Here is an 18708-nt window from a genome sequence, read left to right as displayed (position 1 = left end):
CCTGGAAAACCGATGCCGGTTTGCTATAGCGCCGAGAACTTGATGTGCTCTTGCTCCAGGCGCAGGTGGCGGTCGGGTTCCAGGGTGCCAAGCAGGCGATACACGTCCTGCTCGTCGTCCGTCAGGTTGGGCAGTTCGCCGATGTACGGCGAGGGCTCCGTGCCCCAGAGATGGCTGTGGTCTTTCAACGTGGCGGCGCCCATCAGCAAGGAGCGGCTGTGGGGCAGAGTGTCGCGGAGCTGGCTGAGAATTCGCAGACCGTGGGTGTCGATATCGCCCCAGTAAAGCACCTCCTTGTCCTTGAGCCAGTGGGCGTCGGCAAGCTGGCGGCCGATGCCGTAGCCCTGGCCGAAGATCACCATCGCCGACGGCGTGGGCGGAAAGGCCAGGGCGGTGATGTCGTTTTCCACGATATACACCGTGCTGATCGGCAGGCGGAGCGCGGCGAACTGCTCAACGGGAATCTCGATATCGTCGAGTCCGGCAAGGCGGTGTGCGCTATCCAGAATGCGTAAGCGCAGGCGGGAAGGCCGACGGCGAAAGCCGTAGCGCTGTTCGAAGTGGCCCACGCCGGTAGTGCTACGGTCAATTGCCCCTTCCGGCAAGATCTGATCAAGCAGCTCGCCGAGCAGTCCGCGGTGGCTCTCGATAAACTTGGTGTGCACGCCGGGGATTTCCAGCTGGCGAATATATAGCCCTGGCCTGGGGTGCTGCGCCATCCATGCAAGCGTGGCCAGCAGGGCAGGCCACTGGGCCTGCAGCGCCAGGACTTTTAGCGGCTTGCGCCGGCACCAATGAGCAAGCACCGGAAAACGCCGGGTGATATCGGCGGCGAGCATGTGATAGCGGCGAGCGTCGTCCTGCCGGCCGATTTGGCGCAGCGCGGCATCGAGCGTGGGGATGACGACGGCCACCGGCAGCGTATTACGCCCCAGCTGGCGATGATTGACGGTGCGCCACTCCGGTACCAGATTCTGGCTGGTAGCGCATTGCCAGTGCGTGGCCCAGCGCCGGGCGTCATGGAAATGCTCCAGCAGCCCGCTCGCCGTGGGTTTTTTCAGCGCCAGGCGAAGCGGGAAGACCTCGTCCGGCTGCTCACCGGCGCGCAGCAGTTCGCCTTTTTGCCAGCGCTTTTCCAGTTGCCGGTGTATATCAGACAAGCGGGTCCAGCGGGGTTGGCTCATGAGTGGGGCCTGCCTTCTCTTGCTGCGCGCTCTTCGCGGAAAGCCTCGATGGTGAGGTTGCGCAGCAGCGACTCCCGGCCTTCGGGGTTGGCCACAAAGCTGACGTGGGAGACGTAGGGCTCAATGATGTGAATTTTTTGCAGCGGCGTGACGATCAAGAGCTGCAGATTGAGCTGGCGGAACAGCTCCAGGCCGAAGCGGGCCGATTCGTCAGAGCCACGGCCAAAGGCTTCATCGATCATGACAAAGCGGAAGCTGCGCGAGCGCACTTCTCCCCATTCCAGCCCGAACTGGTAGACCAGGCTGGCGGCGAGCACGGTATAGGCCAGCTTTTCTTTCTGCCCGCCGGATTTACCCCCGGAGTCGGTGTAGTGTTCGTACTCGCTGCCGTCCTCGCGGTAGCGCTCGGAGGCAGCAAAAGTGAACCACTGGCGCACGTCGGTTACCTTGCGGGTCCAGCGCTGGTCCAGCTCGGTCGTGCCTTCACGGCCGCGAAAGCGTTCGATAATCGCCTTGACCTGGAGAAACTTGCGCTCGTCGTATTGATCGTCTTCAACTCCCAGGGTGGTGTTTTCGGTACAGGCCTTCAGGCTTTCCTGAAACTCGCGGATGTCCACGTCGGTATTGGGCTGGGCTTCCAGCAGGATGTAGCGCCCGGGGTTGTATTCGATATCGGCCAGCGAGCGATTGATCTGGTCGATACGCTCGCGAATCAGCTGGCGTTCCTTGTGCAGCTGGCCCTGAAAGCTGGCAATCTCGTTGATGGTGTTTTCCTGCAGCAGCTCCTGGAACCGCTGCTCGAAGCGGGGCAGGTTGTCGGCTTGCAAGGCGTGCAGCATGGCGCGGTATTCGGGCATGGCGTCGAGGCTGGCGTCCACCTCCTGGGTATCCAGCGGCCAATCGTGCTGAAATCGGCTCATGGCCTTGAGGATGCGTGCCTCCAGTCGTCCTAGCTGCCCTGCTTCGTTGTCGATTTTTCGCTGCAGCCATTCGCGAAACTCCTGCTCGCGGTTGGTGCAGGACTCTACCGTCAGCTGCTGATCGCCCAGCGCCTCGGGGCGCAGTGCCTCCAGCTCCCTGAGGTCCTCGTCCTGTCCGGGCTCTTGCGCTAAAAGCGCTTGCGCCTCTGTCAGCGCCTGCTGCGCATTGCGCTGCTTGTCTTCGGTGCGGCCCAGCTTACGGTTGAGCTGGCGTTCTGCATCTTCCTGCTCGCGAATGCGCGCTTCCAGCGTCGTTAGCTGCTCGGTCAGCACTTGCAGCTGGCTGGAAGCGGACTCCAGCGCCTGCTTTTCCCGGGTCAACTCGGCGATGCGCTGCGCCGGCGTGTGCCAGTCAATCTCGCTGAAGCTTTGCATCTGCAGCAGGGCAGTGATGGCGTCGCGCTGGGCGGTCAGCTCACGGCGGCGGGTGTCAATCTCGGCCAGCTGTGTGGCCAGCGTCTCGATGGCTCTTTCCTGCTCGGCCTGGCGGTTTTCCAGGGCGGCGATTTTCTGCTCGTTACTCCAGCCGAGGACATAACGGCTGCGGTCATCCAGGCGGTGGCGGTCGTCCTTTTCATGACGGTGATGGCTGGTCTTGATTTGCCCGGAAGCGGTGAGGGCCCGGGGCTCGCGGCGGAACTGCGCCAGGTCGTCGCAGCAGGCGTAGTCGAACCGGCGGGCCAGCTCCTGTTCAAGCCAGGGGGAAAAGGCCGAATCGGGGCGGATGTCGAGCTTGTCAATCAGCGACCGGGCGTGCCGCTCGGGCGGCGCGGCAGCCTGGGGCTGACGCACCCGGAAGTAGACCAGCCGCCCGCGCAGATTGGTGGATTCGACCCAGCGGGCGACGCTGGCGTAGTGTTCGTCGGCGACCAGCAGCGACAGCGCAAAGCCGTGGAGCACGCGCTCGGCCGCGCCTTCCCAGGCGCTTTCCTGCTCGCGCACGCGAAGCAGCTCGCCGGCAAAGGGCAGATCGTCGGCGTCCAGCTCGAGGGCCTGGCACAGGGCGTCACGAATCCCCACCTGGCGCGAATGAATATTGGAGCGGCGCTGGCGCAGGGAGGACAGCTCGTTCTCCAGCGCCTCGTGCTCTTTACCGTGCGCCCGGCGCGATACCTCAAGCTCCGTGTGGCGGTTGTCCAGCTCGGCAGCTAGGTCCTGAAGCTCGTCCTTGCGCGCGTTGAGCGTGCCGAGCTGGCGGGTAAAGGTGTCCAGATCGGGCTGGCGTGTCAGGTCCAGGCCGTCGGCAAGGCGCGCGTAGTCGTCGGCTTTTTGCTGACGCCGCTGGCGTTCCTGGCCCAGTCGGTGGATGTCGGCGGCCAGCTGCTCCAGGCGGTCGCCGCCCTGCTGGGCAATGGCTTCCTTGATCTGGTCACGCTGGCCGCGCTGCTCGCTCAGGGTGTCGGCCTGCTGCTGCAGGCGGCGGCGCTGGCGCTCGTGCTCGGTTTCCAGATGGCCGAGACGCTTTTCCAGCAGCTCCTGGCGATGCCGGGCAAAATAGCTTTTTAGCGTATCCCGGCTGCTTTCCCAGCGCTGGCGCTGGCTGACGCTTTGCGCATGCCGGTCGCCGTCGGCCACCAGAGGCGTCAGCGCATCAATCTGGCGGCGGGCCTTGAGCACGGCGGCATGGGCCCGGCTCAGGTCGTCAAAATGGTGGAGCAAATCGTTAATACGTGGCTGCACATCGAAGGCTTCGAGCATGTGCTCGCGGACGAAATCGGTCAGGTTGCCCACGGACTTCATCGACACGGTCTGATGAAACAGTTCCAGCGCCTGGTTGTTTTTCAGCCCGAACAGCCGGCGGAACGTGGCTTCATAAGGCGGAAAGCTCTCGAACAGCTGAACGCCCGGGCGGGCGCGCAGCTGTTTGCGCAGCGTGGCGAGGTCGTTATTGAAGTGAGCCAGGTGCTTGCGTACGGTCAGGGCGTCTTCGGCGACCAGGTAAAAGCGGTCGGGCTGGCCGTGCTTTTCCCGGTGCCAGAAAACCTGGGCCAGAGTGACCTGCTGGTCGTAGCCTTCGTTGCCGAATACGGCAAGCAGCACGGAATAGCTGTTATGGTCGCGCAGGGCGACGGGTTTGGCCGTGTGGCCGCTGTCGCTGCGCTCGGACTTGTAATAGCCCTGAACGTAAGAACGCAGCGAGCGCTCCTTGTGCTGCGCCCCGGCGGCCTTGTTGTAGGCAACACGCTGGGTGGGCACCAGCAGAGTGGTCATGGCGTCGACCAGGGTCGATTTGCCGGAACCGATGTCGCCGGTAAGCAGGCCATTGTCGCCGTTGACCTCTACCCGCCAGACCCGGCGATCAAAAGTGCCCCAGTTGAGCACCTCGAGATATTGCAGCCGAAAGCCGGCGCGGGTATCGCTATCCACCATGTCCAGCAGCTGTTCCTGCATTAGTCCTCACCCTCCCGGTTGTCTGACGTGTCGTCCGCCGGCGTGATATGGCGCTGATAGTCTGCCAGACGCTGGTCGAATTCGTTCAGCCACTGAGCGTCCACGTAGGCCTTGATGATCCGGCGGATTTCGATTTTATCCGGCTGGTTGCGCAGGCGGCGGATAAACCCCAGCTCGGCGACCCTGTTGATGTGGCTGTCGATCCGGTCGACCAGGCGCGCTTCGTTGGAGCTTTCGGGTAGAAAGGTGCGCATCAGGCTGACCACTTCCTCCCGGTCCAGAATAACCCGGACGTCGCCGCCGGAGGTATCCGCCTCGGCCAGCTTGCGCCGCAAAAGGGCGATCAGCAGGCTGACCGGATAGGAAAGCTGGCGGCGGCTCATGAGCCGAGGAAGCGGCGCGTTACCGGTATCGTCTTCCCGGGTGGCAAGCCAGGCGTAGCCCTCCGCCTCGTCCAGCTGAAAGACAAGACCCAGCACGGCCACGTAGTCGCGGATGCGCGGCTGCAGTGCCATGATCTGCTGCCACAGGTCGGGGTCGTCATCCTGGTAGACCACTCCCTTGAGCAGCTTGATTACAGCCAGGGACAGCGCGTTATCTGAAGCAGTGTCGTAAGGTTCGGGCACGGTCATGTCAGCGGAGCCTCCACGGCAGGGCAAGGGAAGGAAAGGTGACGGCAATACCCGGCCTAGCAGGTAAAGATGACACGTTGAATACGCGCCAGGCGGCCGGTGCCGGTTTCATCCGTCCAGTGGATACTCTCCTGGCGGCTGTCGTCAAAGCTGGCATGGGCATCCTCGCTGGCGATGCTCAGATAGGTGACCAGTTCGGCAAGCCCTACCTGCAGGGGGTGACGCTCGATGACCTCGGCGAGCGTGGCCTGGGGGCGGTCGCGCAGGGTATCGCGGATATGGCCTGCAAGGCGCTGGCGATCCACGATGAGCTGATTGAACAGGGCGTCGGGCTCCACGTCCGATTCGTCCCCGGCGTCAACGTCGGATTCGATCACCGGCCTTAGCGGCGGCGAAAACAAAGGCCGCTCCATGGCCAGATGAATGCCGGCCTGGGGTGATTCCATGGTCATCAGCGTGGCTTCGGGCGGCGTCGCGCGCAGCGCAAGCGCCCGGCCTTCCAGCGACTGGATCAACTGCATGATGCGCTTGTTTTCCAGGTAGGTCTGGTCATCCAGAAAGCGCCGCAGCTGCCGGGAGAGACGGGCCACGGTGCGCTGGGTCTGCTCGCCGGCGTCCAGCCAGTCAAAGTGAATCCGCTTGAAGCGCGCATCCGGCTGAAGGCTTTGCACCGCGTCCAGCTCGAAGACGCGGGCAAGCCCTTCCGACAGCTCCTGCTGGCGCGTGGGCGACATCAGAAACTCCCAGAAGGCGCGAAAGGTCCGCCCCTGGTCGGTGTCGGCAATGGCATCCCGCTCGCCGAATATCTGCTCCAACAGCTTGCCCTTGCTGCCCTCCCAGGCGGTGATTTGCTCCCGGGCTTCGCGGTCCAGCTGGCGGAAGTTCTGTTCCACCTGACGAAAGTCCGCCAGCAGCTCCCGGGCGGTACCGCTCAGCTGCTGGAAGCGTTCGCGCTGGGCGGTGTCATCCATGATAGCGATCTCGCCGGCTTCCACCCGGGCAATCTCCCTGTCAATGGCCGCCCGGCGCGAGTGTAGGTCGTCCAGCCGGGCTTGCTGGTCGGTCTCGGTCCCGGCGATCATCTGTTGAAGCAGGTCGAACACGGTGCGCAGGCGCGACTCGGTGCCCACGAACTGGCGCTGGGTAAGGCTTTCCAGCCAGCCAAGGGCTTTTTCCGTGGCCGGGGTCAGATCGAAGTGGGCCTGGTCGCTGCCCGGCGGGTAAAACTTGCGTAGCCAGCCCTTGTCGTTGTCCGCCCAGTCATTCAGATAGTCACCGGCGCTACGGGGAAAGGCTGCCTCGCCGTGGGTTTCCCGCAGTTGAAACAGCAGGTCTTCCAGCTGCGAGCGCAGCCCGGCTTCGGCCAAAACCCGCGCATTGGGCTGGATAAAAGCCGCGTCCAGAAAGCTGATGATCAGCGGAGCGTGGTCGGCCAGCAGCAGCCGCCAGGCCGGGTGGAGGCGGCGAAGCTGGCTGAGAGAGGCGTAATCCAAGGCGCGTACCCTCAGGGTGGCAAACACCCGATAATAGGGCAGGCCGGCGTCAGGTTAAAGCAGGCGTGGCGCTTGGAGCTGCCGACTGCTTGCCAATCATGGCTTTCCCCAGCCACCATTTGCACAGCGAGGCTGAGTGGATGACCCGAAGCAATACTCCGGCGAAAACGGCTGGATAGCTCGCCCGGCCCCTGCGGTCAAAGTGGTAATATGAAGGCTCTTGCTCAACAACCTCTGGTGGAAACCATGACCTCCGATCTGAACAGCCGCTACGGCCTGAACCCGGCTCACAGCGAAGTGGTAGAGGCGGGCCAGACGATAGCCCCGTGCAGCGCCCTGGACATGGGCTGCTCCAGCGGGCGCAACGCGCTATACCTGAGCGGGCTCGGCTTCGATGTTACCGCGGTAGACAGCAACCCTGGCGCGATCAACAGCCTCCAGCAAATCGTCGATGCGGAGGGGATCACCAACGTCAAACCCAGGGTATACGACATCAACAGCGCCGCCCTTGATGCGGACTACGGCTTTATCGCCTGCACCGTCACTCTGATGTTTTTAAACCCGGCAAGCGTTCCTGCAGTGCTGGCCGACATGCAGGCACACACCCAACCCGGCGGCTATAATCTGATCGTCTGCGCCATGAATACCCAGCAGCATCCGTGCCCCATGCCGTTCCCGTTTACCCTGGAAGAAGACCAGCTGCGGGAGGCCTATAATGGCTGGGAACTGGTCAAATACAACGAGGATCTTGGCACCATGCACAACGGCGCGCAGCTGCAGTTTGCCACCATGCTCGCGCGCAAGCCGGCAAGCTCGGAGCGATTCATTCCCTAAACAATTGTCTGACGCTGAAAGTTTTCTTCTATCCACCGGGGAAGCAAGAAGCCGGATCGCCTCGCACAGGGCGGTAGCCACATGGGCTGGTTTCGCTGTGCATACCCGGTATCATGGCACCATACGCATCAGCGGAGTGTCCCAATGCCCGATATTCGCCTGCGCATCGAACTGCTCGATACCGACCCGCTGGTCTGGCGTCGTGTGGTGGTGCCCGAGCAGATCAACCTGCATCGTCTCCACGAGCTCATCCAGGATGTGATGGGCTGGGCAGACTGTCACCTCTACGAGTTCGAGTGCAACGGCCGCTACTACGGCGAGCCGGACGAGTGGAGCGATCGGCCTATTGCGCAGGCACACAATGCCAAGCTTAAGTCGCTGGCGGCTCGCGCCAGAGGCGGCGCTTTCCATTACCTCTACGACTTCGGCGACGGCTGGGAACACCGCATCGTCGTCGAGGCGACAGGCCTGGAGGAGACCAATCCTTGTCCGCGGTTGATTGACGGCGCCATGGCCTGCCCGCCGGAAGATATTGGTGGCACGATCGGCTATGCGGCCCTGAAGGCCGCGGCAGCCGGCGACAAGGATACCTTCGGCCAGGAGCTTTTGGAGGCGCTTGGCGGCGAGTTCGATCCCGAGGCGCTGGATGAGGCGGAGATCGCCTACATGCTCGAGCCCTTCCAGGCTGGGTTTCGCCGCCTGGGTGACGGGCCCCGGGAGTCACGCCCGACGCCGGCGCAGTCCCTCGATATGGAAGAATCGCTCAAGGCCCAGGGGATCCACAGTATTGAAGAACTGATGCAGGTTCTGCAGGAAGAGGTCGACAAGAGCCGCCGGCACTGAGGGCGATTGCCGAAGTGATATCCCGCCCGGTTACCGTCATAGAAACCTGAATTCAGAAAAGACAAGGAAGAATGGCAGCGAACGGGTTAACCAACGACAATCACGGCGCAGGGCGCAACGTGCATCACGCGGTGGGAGACGCTGCCTACCACCAGGCTTTTGATGTTGCTGTTACCACGGCTTCCCATCACGACGGCATCAACGCCCAGGCGCTTCGCTTCCGCAAGGATGGTTTGAGCCGGTTTGCCTGCGCGCACGATGGGCTGTGCCTGTTGGCTGTCGATCCCGACCTGCTGGTATACCTGTTCAATGACCTCCCGGCCCTTCTGCTGCACGAGCTCTTCCGCATTGAGCGCAGGTGCCCCTGCTACCTTGCCGATGCCATCCTCGGCGAGAGGCGCCTCCTGAGTATTCAGCACGTACAGGCTTTGTGCGTCGGCAGCAACGAGCCTGGTCGCGACTTCAAGCGCTGCGCGGGACTGGTCTGAGCCGTCAACGGGCACTAAAATAGACTGATACATAATGGCCTCCGAATCACCTCAAGTGGCGATAATTCATGTTCACAGCCAGCCTACCATAGCAAGAGGGAAAGGCGACCTGACCTGTATCACAAATTCGCTCAGGCGTGAGACTCCTCACGGGCAGGGAGCCGAGCGATCGTGCTGAGCACACGCTGTGCGACGAAATATCGGCAGTGAGGCCGACCTGAAAAAGAACGAACCGATGACCTTCGGGTTATGAGGTGGATGCCGGTCGCATAGCCAGCTTGATGCTATGCGGCGCAAAATGGCGCTAAGTCCCGTCATACGCGGGTTTTCGGCGATTTTAAAAATGGGATAACGTCGTTTAGCGTCATAAAGGCGACTGCTGGGATGTCACAAAATAAAAAATAAATATTACAGCAATTTTTGACCGTGAGGAGACTGGCTTCATAGCAGCAGCCTTTAATGAGAATTTTCTTGAGTGAGCTATCTCCCGTATGCCTGTTATCTATCAAGCACACGCTATGCCGGATGAGAAGATATTGCACTTATGTATTGAAGTCGCCAATATTACCTCGCTCATTGCCACATAGAAGTGATCCATGTCGTCTGCATCTACCGCCCCGGCGGCTCCGCGTTTCTTTCCTCGCCCGCTGGCCTTGCTGCTATTGGTGGGTGTGGCGACGATGTTCGCCGGCAATCACGTTGCGGCGCGGGTCACCTTTGATGCTGGCACGGGACTCTTGTTGGCGATCCTGGTGCGCGCTGCCGTCGCGGTGGTGGTACTAGGAGCTCTCGTTGTCATGCAGCGCAAAAGGCTTGTGTTGCCTGTCCGAAGTCGGCCATGGCAACTGTTGGCCGGGTTGCTGATTGCGGTACAAAGCCTGTGCCTGTATTCGGCGGTGGCACGGATTCCCGTCGTGGTAGCGCTGCTGCTGATGAATACCTTCCCGATCCAGCTGGCGGTGCTGACCTGGGCGTTGGGTGGGCCAAGGCCAGGTGGGCGAATGGCACTGATCATGGCGATTATTCTGGCGGGCCTGGTGGTAGTGCTCGAGGTGCCAACGTGGCTCGCCAATCCCGGGGCTATGGGGCCGGGCTGGCTGAGCGGTGTTGGGCTCGGATTGGGATCAGCGACGGCGTATGCCGGCGCGTTATGGATTACCGAACACCGACTCGGCGGAGTCAGCAGTACTTTGAGAAGCTTATTGACCATGGCTACAGTACTGCTAGCCATGCTGTTGGCGGGCGGGTTAGGGCTGGTTCCGGGCGGTATGGCGCTGCCCGAATCAGCCCCGGGCTGGTGGAGCCTCGCCATGCTGGCGTTACTCTACGGCGTGGCATTTTCGGTGTTGTTCATCTGTCTACCGCGTCTTGATATCGCACGCAACGCCCCAGCCATGAACGCAGAACCCGTGGCCGCGCTGGTACTGGGTTTTGTGGTGTTGGGGCAGGGGCTTTCCAGTATCCAACTTGCCGGCGGCGTCATAGTGATGGCCGGTATTGTATTGCTGGGGCTATCACGTCGGGCGTGAAGGGCAACCCAGTCGATGGATAGCGGGTGTTGCGCGCACTTCACGAGGCGTTTATTCCCCAAGCAAAAGGATCGTCCTCATCGATGATTAGGGCGTGTTGACGTTTCACATGGGCAGCCATAAAAAGCCGCAGGCCAAGGCCACCATGCTTTCGTAGTTTCGCTTGAGCTTGTCGTAACGCGTTGCGATGGCGCGATACGGCTTCAATCGAGCAAAGGCATTCTCAACCAGATGCCGATAGCGATATAAGCCTCTGTCCAGATTGGCATTTCCTTTCTTTGAGTTGCGTTTGCGTGGAATGACGGCAGCCATGCCCTTGGCTTCGATCTGTTCACGGATACGCTCGCTGTCATAGCCCTTGTCAGCCACCAATGCATCACCCGCTGGCAAATCGTCAATCAATGCCCGGGCTTCCGTGCTGTCGTGCACCTCACCCCCGGTTATTCTGAAGGTGATCGGTAGCCCATAGGCATCTACGGTCAAGTGGATCTTGCTGGTATTGCCTGCACGACTTTTGCCAATGGCTTCTGCGTCTTCCGTGGCAGCTCCGGTGCTGTCCTGGTGGGCCTTGACGTAGGAGCCATCAATGAACAGCCACTCAACATCAGGCTCCTCCACCAGAGAGCTGAAAAGCCTCATCAGCTTTCCACTCGCTGACCAGGCGTTAAAACGCTTGTAGACCGTGTTCCAGGGGCCAAACGTCTCCGGTAGGTCCCGCCACGGGCAGCCGGTGCGCATCCGATAAAGGATGCCTTCTATCGTGGTACGCAAGTCGGCCTTGTCATAAATACCTTGTTGAAGCAGGATAGGTTTCAGCTTCGACCAGTGTTCATCCGTGAGCATTTGTCGGGGCATGGCAGGCTTGCAGTTTGTTGGTGTGGGAACTTTTATTCTGCGAGCTTGCCCCTATCCTGCCAATACCCCTGCCATGAAACGTCAACAGGCCCTAGCGTCGTATCGGCACTCAGATAAGCACGTCCGCGGATGTAAGGGCGAATCGCGCCCTCTTCCTGCTCGTAATACGCATCGAACTCGCTGCCCGTTACGCTCGCTTGCTGCCAAATTTCCTCGGGCGCCAGTTTTCCGTCGTCGGCCAGGCAGGCCAGTTTAGCGCTGGTACCGGTGCCGCAGGGCGAGCGGTCGTATTGCTTTCCCGGACATAGTACGAAGTTACGACTGTCGGCGTTAGGATCATCGACGAAGAGCTCTATATGGTCGATGACGCCGCCGTCTTTACCGGTGATGTTTTGCGCTTCCAGCGCCTGTCGCACCCGCCAGGTGTAGTCGGTCAAGGCGTCGGTGTTGTCCAGGGCGATACGCTGGCCGTGATCACTGATCAGAAAGAACCAATTCCCACCCCAGGCAATATCACCGTGAATTCTTCCATGCTCAGGAATATCGAGAGGAACGTTCTGGCGATGACGATAAGCTAAAACGTTGCGAAAACTGACCTCGCCGTTGTCGTGCAGCGTCGCCTCTACCTGGCCCACGGGCGTATCAATAAGGTGTTTCCCCGGTGCGATGCGCCCCAGGTGCTTTAGTGAGGCGATCACGCCGATAGTGCCATGTCCGCACATGCCTAAATATCCGGTGTTATTGAAGAAAATAACGCCGCAGGTGGCCTCCGGTGTCACCGGCTCACAGAGCAGGGCACCTACTAATACGTCGTGCCCCCGCGGCTCTAACATGCTGGCTCTGCGCCAGTGATCGTGTTGGCGGCGTAACACGTCGAGGCGGTCTTGCATGCTGCCGTCGCCTAGTGTTGGAAACCCGCCTAGGACCAGGCGGGTCGGCTCGCCGCCAGTATGTGAGTCGATAATTCTGATGTTTTTCATCGGAGCCTCCGGTTGTTGTTATTAAGCTACTCGTTGTCTTATACCTTCGTCTCTAACGCTTGAAATAGTAGATTATATATTTTATACAATCAATACTGCTTTCAGCGATGACGGAACGATAACTATGACAACCCACTCGTCTTTACACGCTGCTCCCCCTCATTCCGCCGCCGGCCAACGCACTGATGCCGATATTGTCGTCGTTGGTGCCGGTATCGTCGGAGTTGCCTGCGCGCTTGAGCTAAGCCGCTTAGGTCGCAAAGTATTGGTGATCGATCGTGAGGCGCCGGGAATGGGTGCGTCTTTCGGGAATGCCGGGCATATGGCAACGGAGCAGGTGTTTCCGGTCGCCGATGCCTCAATGCTGTGGCGGATCCCGCGAATGCTGGTGGATTCAACGGGCCCCTTGCGGTTGGACTGGCGCTATCTGCCCAAGGCCGCGCCTTGGCTTATGCGCCTGATGTGGAATATGCGGGCCGGCCCCACACGCCAGGCGACGGCAGGTTTAAGCGCGTTGAACGAAGCCAGTCTTACCGCGTGGCAAGAGCTTCTGGGCGATATTGGTCAGACGGGGCTGCTCAAAGCCGAAGGCTCACTATTGGTACATGAGAGAGCTGATAGCTCCGACGCATTGGCCGGTATCGCCAAGCGGATGCAGGCCCAGGGCGTCCCCGTTGAGCGCTTTCCCCGGGAGCAGGTGCTAGAGCGTGCCCCCGAGCTTACCGAGGCCATCCAGGGTGCTCTATTCTTCCCTGATACCGGCCACGTCACGGATCCGTATCGTCTCGTCAGCGTTCTGGTCCGTGCTGCCGAACAGCATGGGGCGCGGTTTGTTCAGGCTGAGGTGGAAGGGGGGCGCGTTAGCGATGATGGGGTGCGCCTTGAAACCAGCACTGGCGTCATCACCGCATCGCAGGTGTTGGTCGCCTGCGGCGCCCATTCAGCCCCACTGGTTGAAGCCTTGAGTGAGGTACGTGTGCCGTTGGATACCGAACGCGGCTATCACCTGATGCTACCCAATGAATCCAACCGCTTGCCGATGGCGGTTACCTCGCTAGAACGCAGTTTCATTATGACGCCGATGGACCAGGGGCTGCGCCTGGCGGGAACCGTAGAATTTGCTGGCCTCAAGCGGCCCGCGAACATGGGGCGAGCCTGGCAGCTGGAACGTCTTGCCCAAGGGATGTTCCGTCGTCCACTGAATAGCGAGGGCGCGACACCGTGGATGGGGTTTCGGCCATCGCTGCCGGATTCCCTGCCTGTCATCGACCGAGTGGGCCCCGGAAAACGGCTCTGGTTAGCCTTCGGTCACCACCACCTCGGGCTGACGCAGGCCGCTATCACGGCGCGTTTGATCGGGAGTTTTTTGCACGAGGAGGATACGCCAAGCGTGGCAACTACCACGCCAACATCACTGCCTTCACTTGAGCCGTATCGGCTGGCTCGTTTTGCCTAAGGACTTAGCGGTAGTGGCAACAAGGATGGGTTCCCAAGCGCGCTGACGCGCGACATCAGCATCGTAACAACAACAAATGCATACGAGCGGAGCAACTCATGACTGAGACAATCGGCAAGACACGCTTACCCACTATGGGTGAGGTGATAACTATCATGGTGGGCTTTATCGCCATCATGTTCCTGTATATCAACGTTTTCGATCTGCCCATCCAGCTGGCGCTATTTTCCGCCTGGTTTCTGGTGATGGGGCTAGGGCGTGTTGACGTTTCACATGGGCAGCCATAAAAAGCCGCAGGCCAAGGCCACCATGCTTTCGTAGTTTCGCTTGAGCTTGTCGTAACGCGTTGCGATGGCGCGATACGGCTTCAATCGAGCAAAGGCATTCTCAACCAGATGCCGATAGCGATATAAGCCTCTGTCCAGATTGGCATTTCCTTTCTTTGAGTTGCGTTTGCGTGGAATGACGGCAGCCATGCCCTTGGCTTCGATCTGTTCACGGATACGCTCGCTGTCATAGCCCTTGTCAGCCACCAATGCATCACCCGCTGGCAAATCGTCAATCAATGCCCGGGCTTCCGTGCTGTCGTGCACCTCACCCCCGGTTATTCTGAAGGTGATCGGTAGCCCATAGGCATCTACGGTCAAGTGGATCTTGCTGGTATTGCCTGCACGACTTTTGCCAATGGCTTCTGCGTCTTCCGTGGCAGCTCCGGTGCTGTCCTGGTGGGCCTTGACGTAGGAGCCATCAATGAACAGCCACTCAACATCAGGCTCCTCCACCAGAGAGCTGAAAAGCCTCATCAGCTTTCCACTCGCTGACCAGGCGTTAAAACGCTTGTAGACCGTGTTCCAGGGGCCAAACGTCTCCGGTAGGTCCCGCCACGGGCAGCCGGTGCGCATCCGATAAAGGATGCCTTCTATCGTGGTACGCAAGTCGGCCTTGTCATAAATACCTTGTTGAAGCAGGATAGGTTTCAGCTTCGACCAGTGTTCATCCGTGAGCATTTGTCGGGGCATGGCAGGCTTGCAGTTTGTTGGTGTGGGAACCTTTATTCTGCGAGCTTGCCCCTATCCTGCAATACCCCTGCCATGAAACGTCAACAGGCCCTAGGGCTGAAGCTGAAAATGTCCTACGCAGCCATGCAGCAGGGGCTGATCGACGGCATCCATAACGGCATGGAGGCGGTGCTGGTGTTGACCACGGTGGGGGCTTTGATCGGCACCTGGATCGCCGGCGGTATCGTGCCCAGCATCATCTACTATGGCTTGTCGGTGATGAGCCCGCAGATATTTCTGTTCGCGGCGTTTTTCATCTGTGCCATTACCTCGCTGGCCACTGGCACCTCCTTCGGTACGGCGGGCACCGCAGGGGTGGCGATGATGGGCATCGGCCACAGCTTTGGCATCCCGTTGCCGCTGGTCGCCGGCGCGGTGATTTCCGGCGCTTATGTGGGTGACAAGATGTCGCCGCTTTCCGATACCACGGTAATGACCGCCTCGTTGTGCCGTGTCAGCCTTGTGGATCATATCCGCTCTATGCTGTGGGTCAGCGGCCCCGCCGCGATAATTGCATCGCTTCTGTTTCTGGTGGTGGGTTTTTTCTACATAGGTGACAGCGTTGATACCCAGCGGACGCAGATAGCCATGGAAGCCCTGAAGGGTCACTTCACCATCAACCTTTGGCTGCTGCTACCGGCGGTAATCGTCATCGGCCTGCTGACGCGGCGTTATCCGGCGATTCCGGTGATCACCTTCGGCGCGGTAATGGGTAGCCTGTGCGCTTGGTTGGCCCAGGATATTGCGCCCATCGATGCGCTGCGCACCGCCTATGTGGGCAATGCCATGCAGTCGGACGTGGAGTTCCTCAATACGCTGCTTAACAGGGGTGGTATGGAGTCGATGCTCGGCGTGGTCGCGCTGATTTTATTCGCCCTGGGGCTGGGCGGCCTGATGGAGCGCATCGGTGTGCTGCAAACCATCAGCAATGGCTTTTTACGCTGGGCCAATAACCCCGGGCGGCTGACTGTCTCGACCATGCTGAGTGCATTTTTCGGTAATTTCTTCGGCGGTGCGGCCTACGTTTCGGTAATTACTGGTAGCACCATCACCGAGAATAGCTACGACGAGCAGGGTGTTGACCGTCGCGTACTTTCACGCAACGTCGAAGCCGGCGGCACTATTACCACCCCCATGGTTCCCTGGACCGACGGCGGGGTCTTTATGGCAACAACCTTAGGCGTTTCGACACTCACTTATCTGCCCTTTCTCTGGTATCACATGTTGGTGATAGTCCTTACGGTAGTTTACGGCTACGCCAATATTGCTATCTGGCGAACAACCCCCACTGATGCCAATGAGTCGAATGCGGCTATGGCCACCTCGTGAGTATCTTTTCCAATGCAATATTTCACACAACAAAGGACATTTCCTATGAAGCTCAACGGCATTCTTGTTCCCATTGTTACTCCCTTTGGTGCTGATGGCAGCGTCGATTTTGATGCCTTGAAAGCGCTGGTCGCCAAATTTCTCGATGCGGGAGTGGGTGGTGTCGTTGCGTGTGGTACCACGGGTGAATACTACGCGCTGGATGAAAGCGAACGCGATGGCGTGCTGCGTACTGTACGCAACGCAGTGGGCGAGCAGGCGTTAGCGGTTGCCGGTATTAACTCACTATCGACCGGTGAAGCCGTTAAGCGTGCCAAGCAGGCTGAAGCACTCGGTTATGAGGTGTTGATGTTAGCGCCCCCCGCTTATGTACTTCCTAACCAGGATGAAATAGTCGCCCATTACGAAGAAGTGGCGGTTAACACGGCGTTGCCAATTGTTCTTTATAACTTCCCCGACCGAAGCGCGGTAAATATTGAGATTGATACTGTTGCGCGCTTGGCCAAGATGCCGAAAATTATCGGGATCAAGGAAAGTAGTGGTGACTTTAGCCGCGCTATTGCGTTGATGGAGTTAAATGATGAGAGCTTCCAGGTAGTCTGCGGCTCTGATGACCAGGCAGCCGACTATCTGTTCTGGGGCGCGCGCTCCTGGATCAGCGGAGGGGCCAACGTCTTTCCCGCCGAGCAGGTGCAGATGCTCAAGGCCGCCGAGCAAGGCGACTGGGATCAAGTGCGCGCGATCATGCGCGCCATGATGCCGGCCATTCGGGATATGGAGGGTGGCGATTATAACCAGAAGGCCAAGCTGGGCTGTATGCGCCATGGAATTGACGTGGGGCAAGTGCGCTTACCGCTATGCCCCGTCAGTGATGCCGATGCCCGGTCCTTTGTAGATTCACTGAGCGCTGTCGATCATCAGTAGAATAAATGCGAGGAGTTATACCATGAATACTCAGCCATTAAGCGTCGAAGAGGTGTTTGCCCAGGCACACGAGGGCAAGCTATGGGCGGGGCACCTGATCCCCGGGCTCGACGAGAAGCGGGATGACAGTTTTGCCACCGTTGCGCCCCATAACGGTAGCGAAATCGGGCGGGTAGCCAAAGGAAATGCGAGTATCATTGACCAAGCCGTGGAAAGCGCGCGCGAGGGCTTTAATAGCGGCGTTTGGTCGAAGCTTGCCCCGGCCGAGCGTAAGGAGATCATGCAGCGATGGATCACACTCCTCGAGCAGCACGCCGAGGAGCTGGCCGCGCTGGACTGCATCGATGGCGGCAAGCCGATCACGGAATGCCGTGAGACGGATATTCCCGAGACGCTCACGACCTTGCATTGGTATGCCGAAGCCGTGGACAAGATCTATGGCAAGGTGGCACCGACCGGGGGTGACGCCGTGGGCTTGATTGTCCAGGAACCCATCGGAGTGGTGGGAAATGGGATGGACCCGTCCTTCTGTGCCAAGCTGGATATAACATCTAGCCAGCAGTGCACAGAACACTGACGGCATCGGTGAAGGAGGATCCATCCATGAAACAGATTAGCATTATAGGCATTGACCTGGCGAAACACGTTTTTCAACTGCATGCCGTGGATGCGCACGGTCACAAAGTATTCAGCAAGCAAGTCCGGCGAGAGAAGTTACGCTTGACGCTGGCCCAAATTCCGCCTTGCCACGTCGCCATGGAAGCGTGCGGCTCCGCTCATTACTGGGCGAGAGACATTGGCACGCTGGGCCATGAGGCCGAACTACTGCCACCGCAGGCGGTCAAGCCCTTCGTGCTGGGCCACAAGAACGATGCGCGCGATGCCGCGGCTATCGCCGAGGCCGCGGCGCGCCCGGCCACGCCTCGAGTGACGATCAAGACGGAAGCACAACAGTCCCTGCAAGCAGTGCACCGAGTACGCAGTCGGTTAGTGCGCGAACGCACCGCCGTCGGCAACGAGCTGCGCGGCCTGCTGGGCGAGTTTGGTCTAATCGTGTCGCAGGGGCACGCGGTGATACGCCAGGGCGTTATTCGTGAGCGGCTGGACGAGCAACGGGCACGGCTGGGGGAAGAACTCTACACCCTGCTGAACGACCTGCTCGATCAATGGCTCGAGAACGATGCCCGGATCGCGCGCTATGACAAGCGTCTGCAGCGTCTGGCCAGGGCATCAGATGACATGCAGCGGCTGATGAGTCTGCCCGGCATCGGCCCGATCAATGCGACGCTGTTGTTCAGCCATCTGGGCGATCCGGCGCGATTCCCCAACGGACGTCAGTTCAGCGCCTCGTTGGGGCTAGTGCCACGCCAGCATTCCAGCGGGGGTCGCAACCAGTTGATGGGGATCACCAAACGCGGCAATGGCGAGGTTCGAAAGCAGTTGGTGCACGGTGCCCGCGCGGCATTACGCCAGTTCCAACGTCAGGAACATCCCGACCGGCTGTCCCGTTGGGCCTGCTCGTTAGCGGCGCGTCTTGGGCAACGCAAGGCCATTGTGGCCCTGGCGAACAAGATGGCGCGGATTTGCTGGTCGCTATTGGCCCATGAACGGCGCTATCAGCCACAGGAGGCCGCTTGATGATACCGAACAAACAGGGAATATAGCTTAGCATGCGATAAGTTACCCAACCCCGAGGTTGCGCAGGCGAGATGCTTCGATGGCATAACGGGTC

At 60.0% G+C, this 18708-nt stretch carries 17 protein-coding genes; 9 read left to right on the top strand and 8 right to left on the bottom strand.

The genetic code is table 11. The features are described 5' to 3' along the window. Positions 1–23: 23 nt before the first annotated feature. From P1P91_RS13135 to P1P91_RS13120, 4 genes are read right to left on the bottom strand one after another with little or no spacing between them, the layout of a single operon-like run. Complete coding sequence (locus tag P1P91_RS13135; protein ID WP_311883181.1) at positions 24–1184, bottom strand: DUF3322 domain-containing protein; 1161 nt, start codon at positions 1182–1184, stop codon at positions 24–26. Beyond that, positions 1181–4555 carry an ATP-binding protein gene (locus P1P91_RS13130; RefSeq protein WP_311883180.1) on the bottom strand — a complete coding sequence of 1125 codons (3375 nt, stop codon included), beginning with the start codon at positions 4553–4555 and terminating at the stop codon, positions 1181–1183. Before P1P91_RS13130 ends, P1P91_RS13135 begins: the two co-directional genes overlap by 4 nt. Next, positions 4555–5187, bottom strand: a complete 633-nt coding sequence (locus tag P1P91_RS13125) for a DUF4194 domain-containing protein (RefSeq protein ID WP_311883178.1) — start codon at positions 5185–5187, stop codon at positions 4555–4557. The genes P1P91_RS13130 and P1P91_RS13125 overlap by 1 nt, the downstream gene beginning before the upstream one ends. A 56-nt stretch (positions 5188–5243) precedes the next feature. Beyond that, a complete protein-coding gene (locus P1P91_RS13120) occupies positions 5244–6680 on the bottom strand; it encodes a DUF3375 domain-containing protein (protein WP_311883177.1) in 1437 nt (478 codons plus the stop codon). A 246-nt stretch (positions 6681–6926) separates the two neighbouring features. Between P1P91_RS13120 and tehB the strand changes: the two genes are divergently transcribed. Next, positions 6927–7514 (top strand): tellurite resistance methyltransferase TehB, encoded by a 588-nt coding sequence (gene tehB, locus P1P91_RS13115; protein WP_311883176.1) that lies wholly within the window; start codon positions 6927–6929, stop codon positions 7512–7514. Between the two features lie 144 nt (positions 7515–7658). Next, a complete protein-coding gene (locus P1P91_RS13110) occupies positions 7659–8357 on the top strand; it encodes a plasmid pRiA4b ORF-3 family protein (protein ID WP_311883172.1) in 699 nt (232 codons plus the stop codon). A gap of 86 nt (positions 8358–8443) precedes the next feature. Here the strand turns inward: P1P91_RS13110 and P1P91_RS13105 are convergent, their stop codons facing one another. Further along, positions 8444–8878: a universal stress protein gene (locus tag P1P91_RS13105; protein ID WP_311883171.1), complete on the bottom strand. Its 435-nt coding sequence runs from the start codon at positions 8876–8878 to the stop codon at positions 8444–8446. A 563-nt stretch (positions 8879–9441) separates the two neighbouring features. Here P1P91_RS13105 and P1P91_RS13100 point away from each other — a divergent pair. Continuing rightward, entirely contained in the window at positions 9442–10374 is a 933-nt protein-coding gene (locus tag P1P91_RS13100) for a DMT family transporter (RefSeq protein WP_311883170.1), read from the top strand. Positions 10375–10479: 105 nt separating this feature from the next. On the opposite strand, the gene P1P91_RS13095 is transcribed toward P1P91_RS13100, so the two are convergent. Both P1P91_RS13095 and P1P91_RS13090 read right to left on the bottom strand, forming a co-directional pair. After that, positions 10480–11229 (bottom strand): IS5 family transposase, encoded by a 750-nt coding sequence (locus tag P1P91_RS13095; RefSeq protein ID WP_311881892.1) that lies wholly within the window; start codon positions 11227–11229, stop codon positions 10480–10482. Between the two features lie 32 nt (positions 11230–11261). Then, positions 11262–12209 (bottom strand): 4-hydroxyproline epimerase, encoded by a 948-nt coding sequence (locus P1P91_RS13090; RefSeq protein ID WP_311883168.1) that lies wholly within the window; start codon positions 12207–12209, stop codon positions 11262–11264. 124 nt (positions 12210–12333) lie between these two features. Here P1P91_RS13090 and P1P91_RS13085 point away from each other — a divergent pair, with 124 nt between their 5' ends. Next, a complete protein-coding gene (locus tag P1P91_RS13085; protein ID WP_311883166.1) occupies positions 12334–13665 on the top strand; it encodes an NAD(P)/FAD-dependent oxidoreductase in 1332 nt (443 codons plus the stop codon). A gap of 98 nt (positions 13666–13763) precedes the next feature. After that, positions 13764–13952, top strand: coding sequence for a hypothetical protein (locus tag P1P91_RS13080; protein WP_311883165.1), 189 nt, complete (start codon positions 13764–13766; stop codon positions 13950–13952). Here P1P91_RS13080 and P1P91_RS13075 read toward each other — a convergent pair. Beyond that, a complete protein-coding gene (locus P1P91_RS13075) occupies positions 13935–14684 on the bottom strand; it encodes an IS5 family transposase (RefSeq protein WP_311881892.1) in 750 nt (249 codons plus the stop codon). The genes P1P91_RS13080 and P1P91_RS13075 overlap by 18 nt on opposite strands. 72 nt (positions 14685–14756) lie before the next feature. Here P1P91_RS13075 and nhaC point away from each other — a divergent pair, with 72 nt between their 5' ends. From nhaC to P1P91_RS13055, 4 genes are read left to right on the top strand one after another with little or no spacing between them, the layout of a single operon-like run. Then, the gene (gene nhaC / locus P1P91_RS13070; RefSeq protein WP_311883163.1) at positions 14757–16052 is read left to right on the top strand and encodes a Na+/H+ antiporter NhaC; all 1296 of its coding nucleotides are present in this window, start codon (positions 14757–14759) and stop codon (positions 16050–16052) included. A 45-nt stretch (positions 16053–16097) separates the two neighbouring features. After that, a complete protein-coding gene (dapA, locus tag P1P91_RS13065) occupies positions 16098–16976 on the top strand; it encodes a 4-hydroxy-tetrahydrodipicolinate synthase (RefSeq protein ID WP_311883161.1) in 879 nt (292 codons plus the stop codon). Between the two features lie 22 nt (positions 16977–16998). Then, positions 16999–17553 (top strand): aldehyde dehydrogenase family protein, encoded by a 555-nt coding sequence (locus tag P1P91_RS13060; RefSeq protein WP_311883160.1) that lies wholly within the window; start codon positions 16999–17001, stop codon positions 17551–17553. Between the two features lie 26 nt (positions 17554–17579). After that, on the top strand, positions 17580–18614 hold the full coding sequence (locus P1P91_RS13055) for an IS110 family RNA-guided transposase (RefSeq protein ID WP_311882018.1): 1035 nt from the start codon (positions 17580–17582) through the stop codon (positions 18612–18614). Positions 18615–18708: the final 94 nt, after the last annotated feature.

Origin of the sequence: Halomonas piscis (genome assembly GCF_031886125.1) — a bacterium.
GTDB lineage: Bacteria > Pseudomonadota > Gammaproteobacteria > Pseudomonadales > Halomonadaceae > Vreelandella > Vreelandella piscis.
The sequence above is the reverse complement of the archived record's forward strand: the minus strand, read 5'-3'. Positions and strand labels throughout refer to the sequence as shown.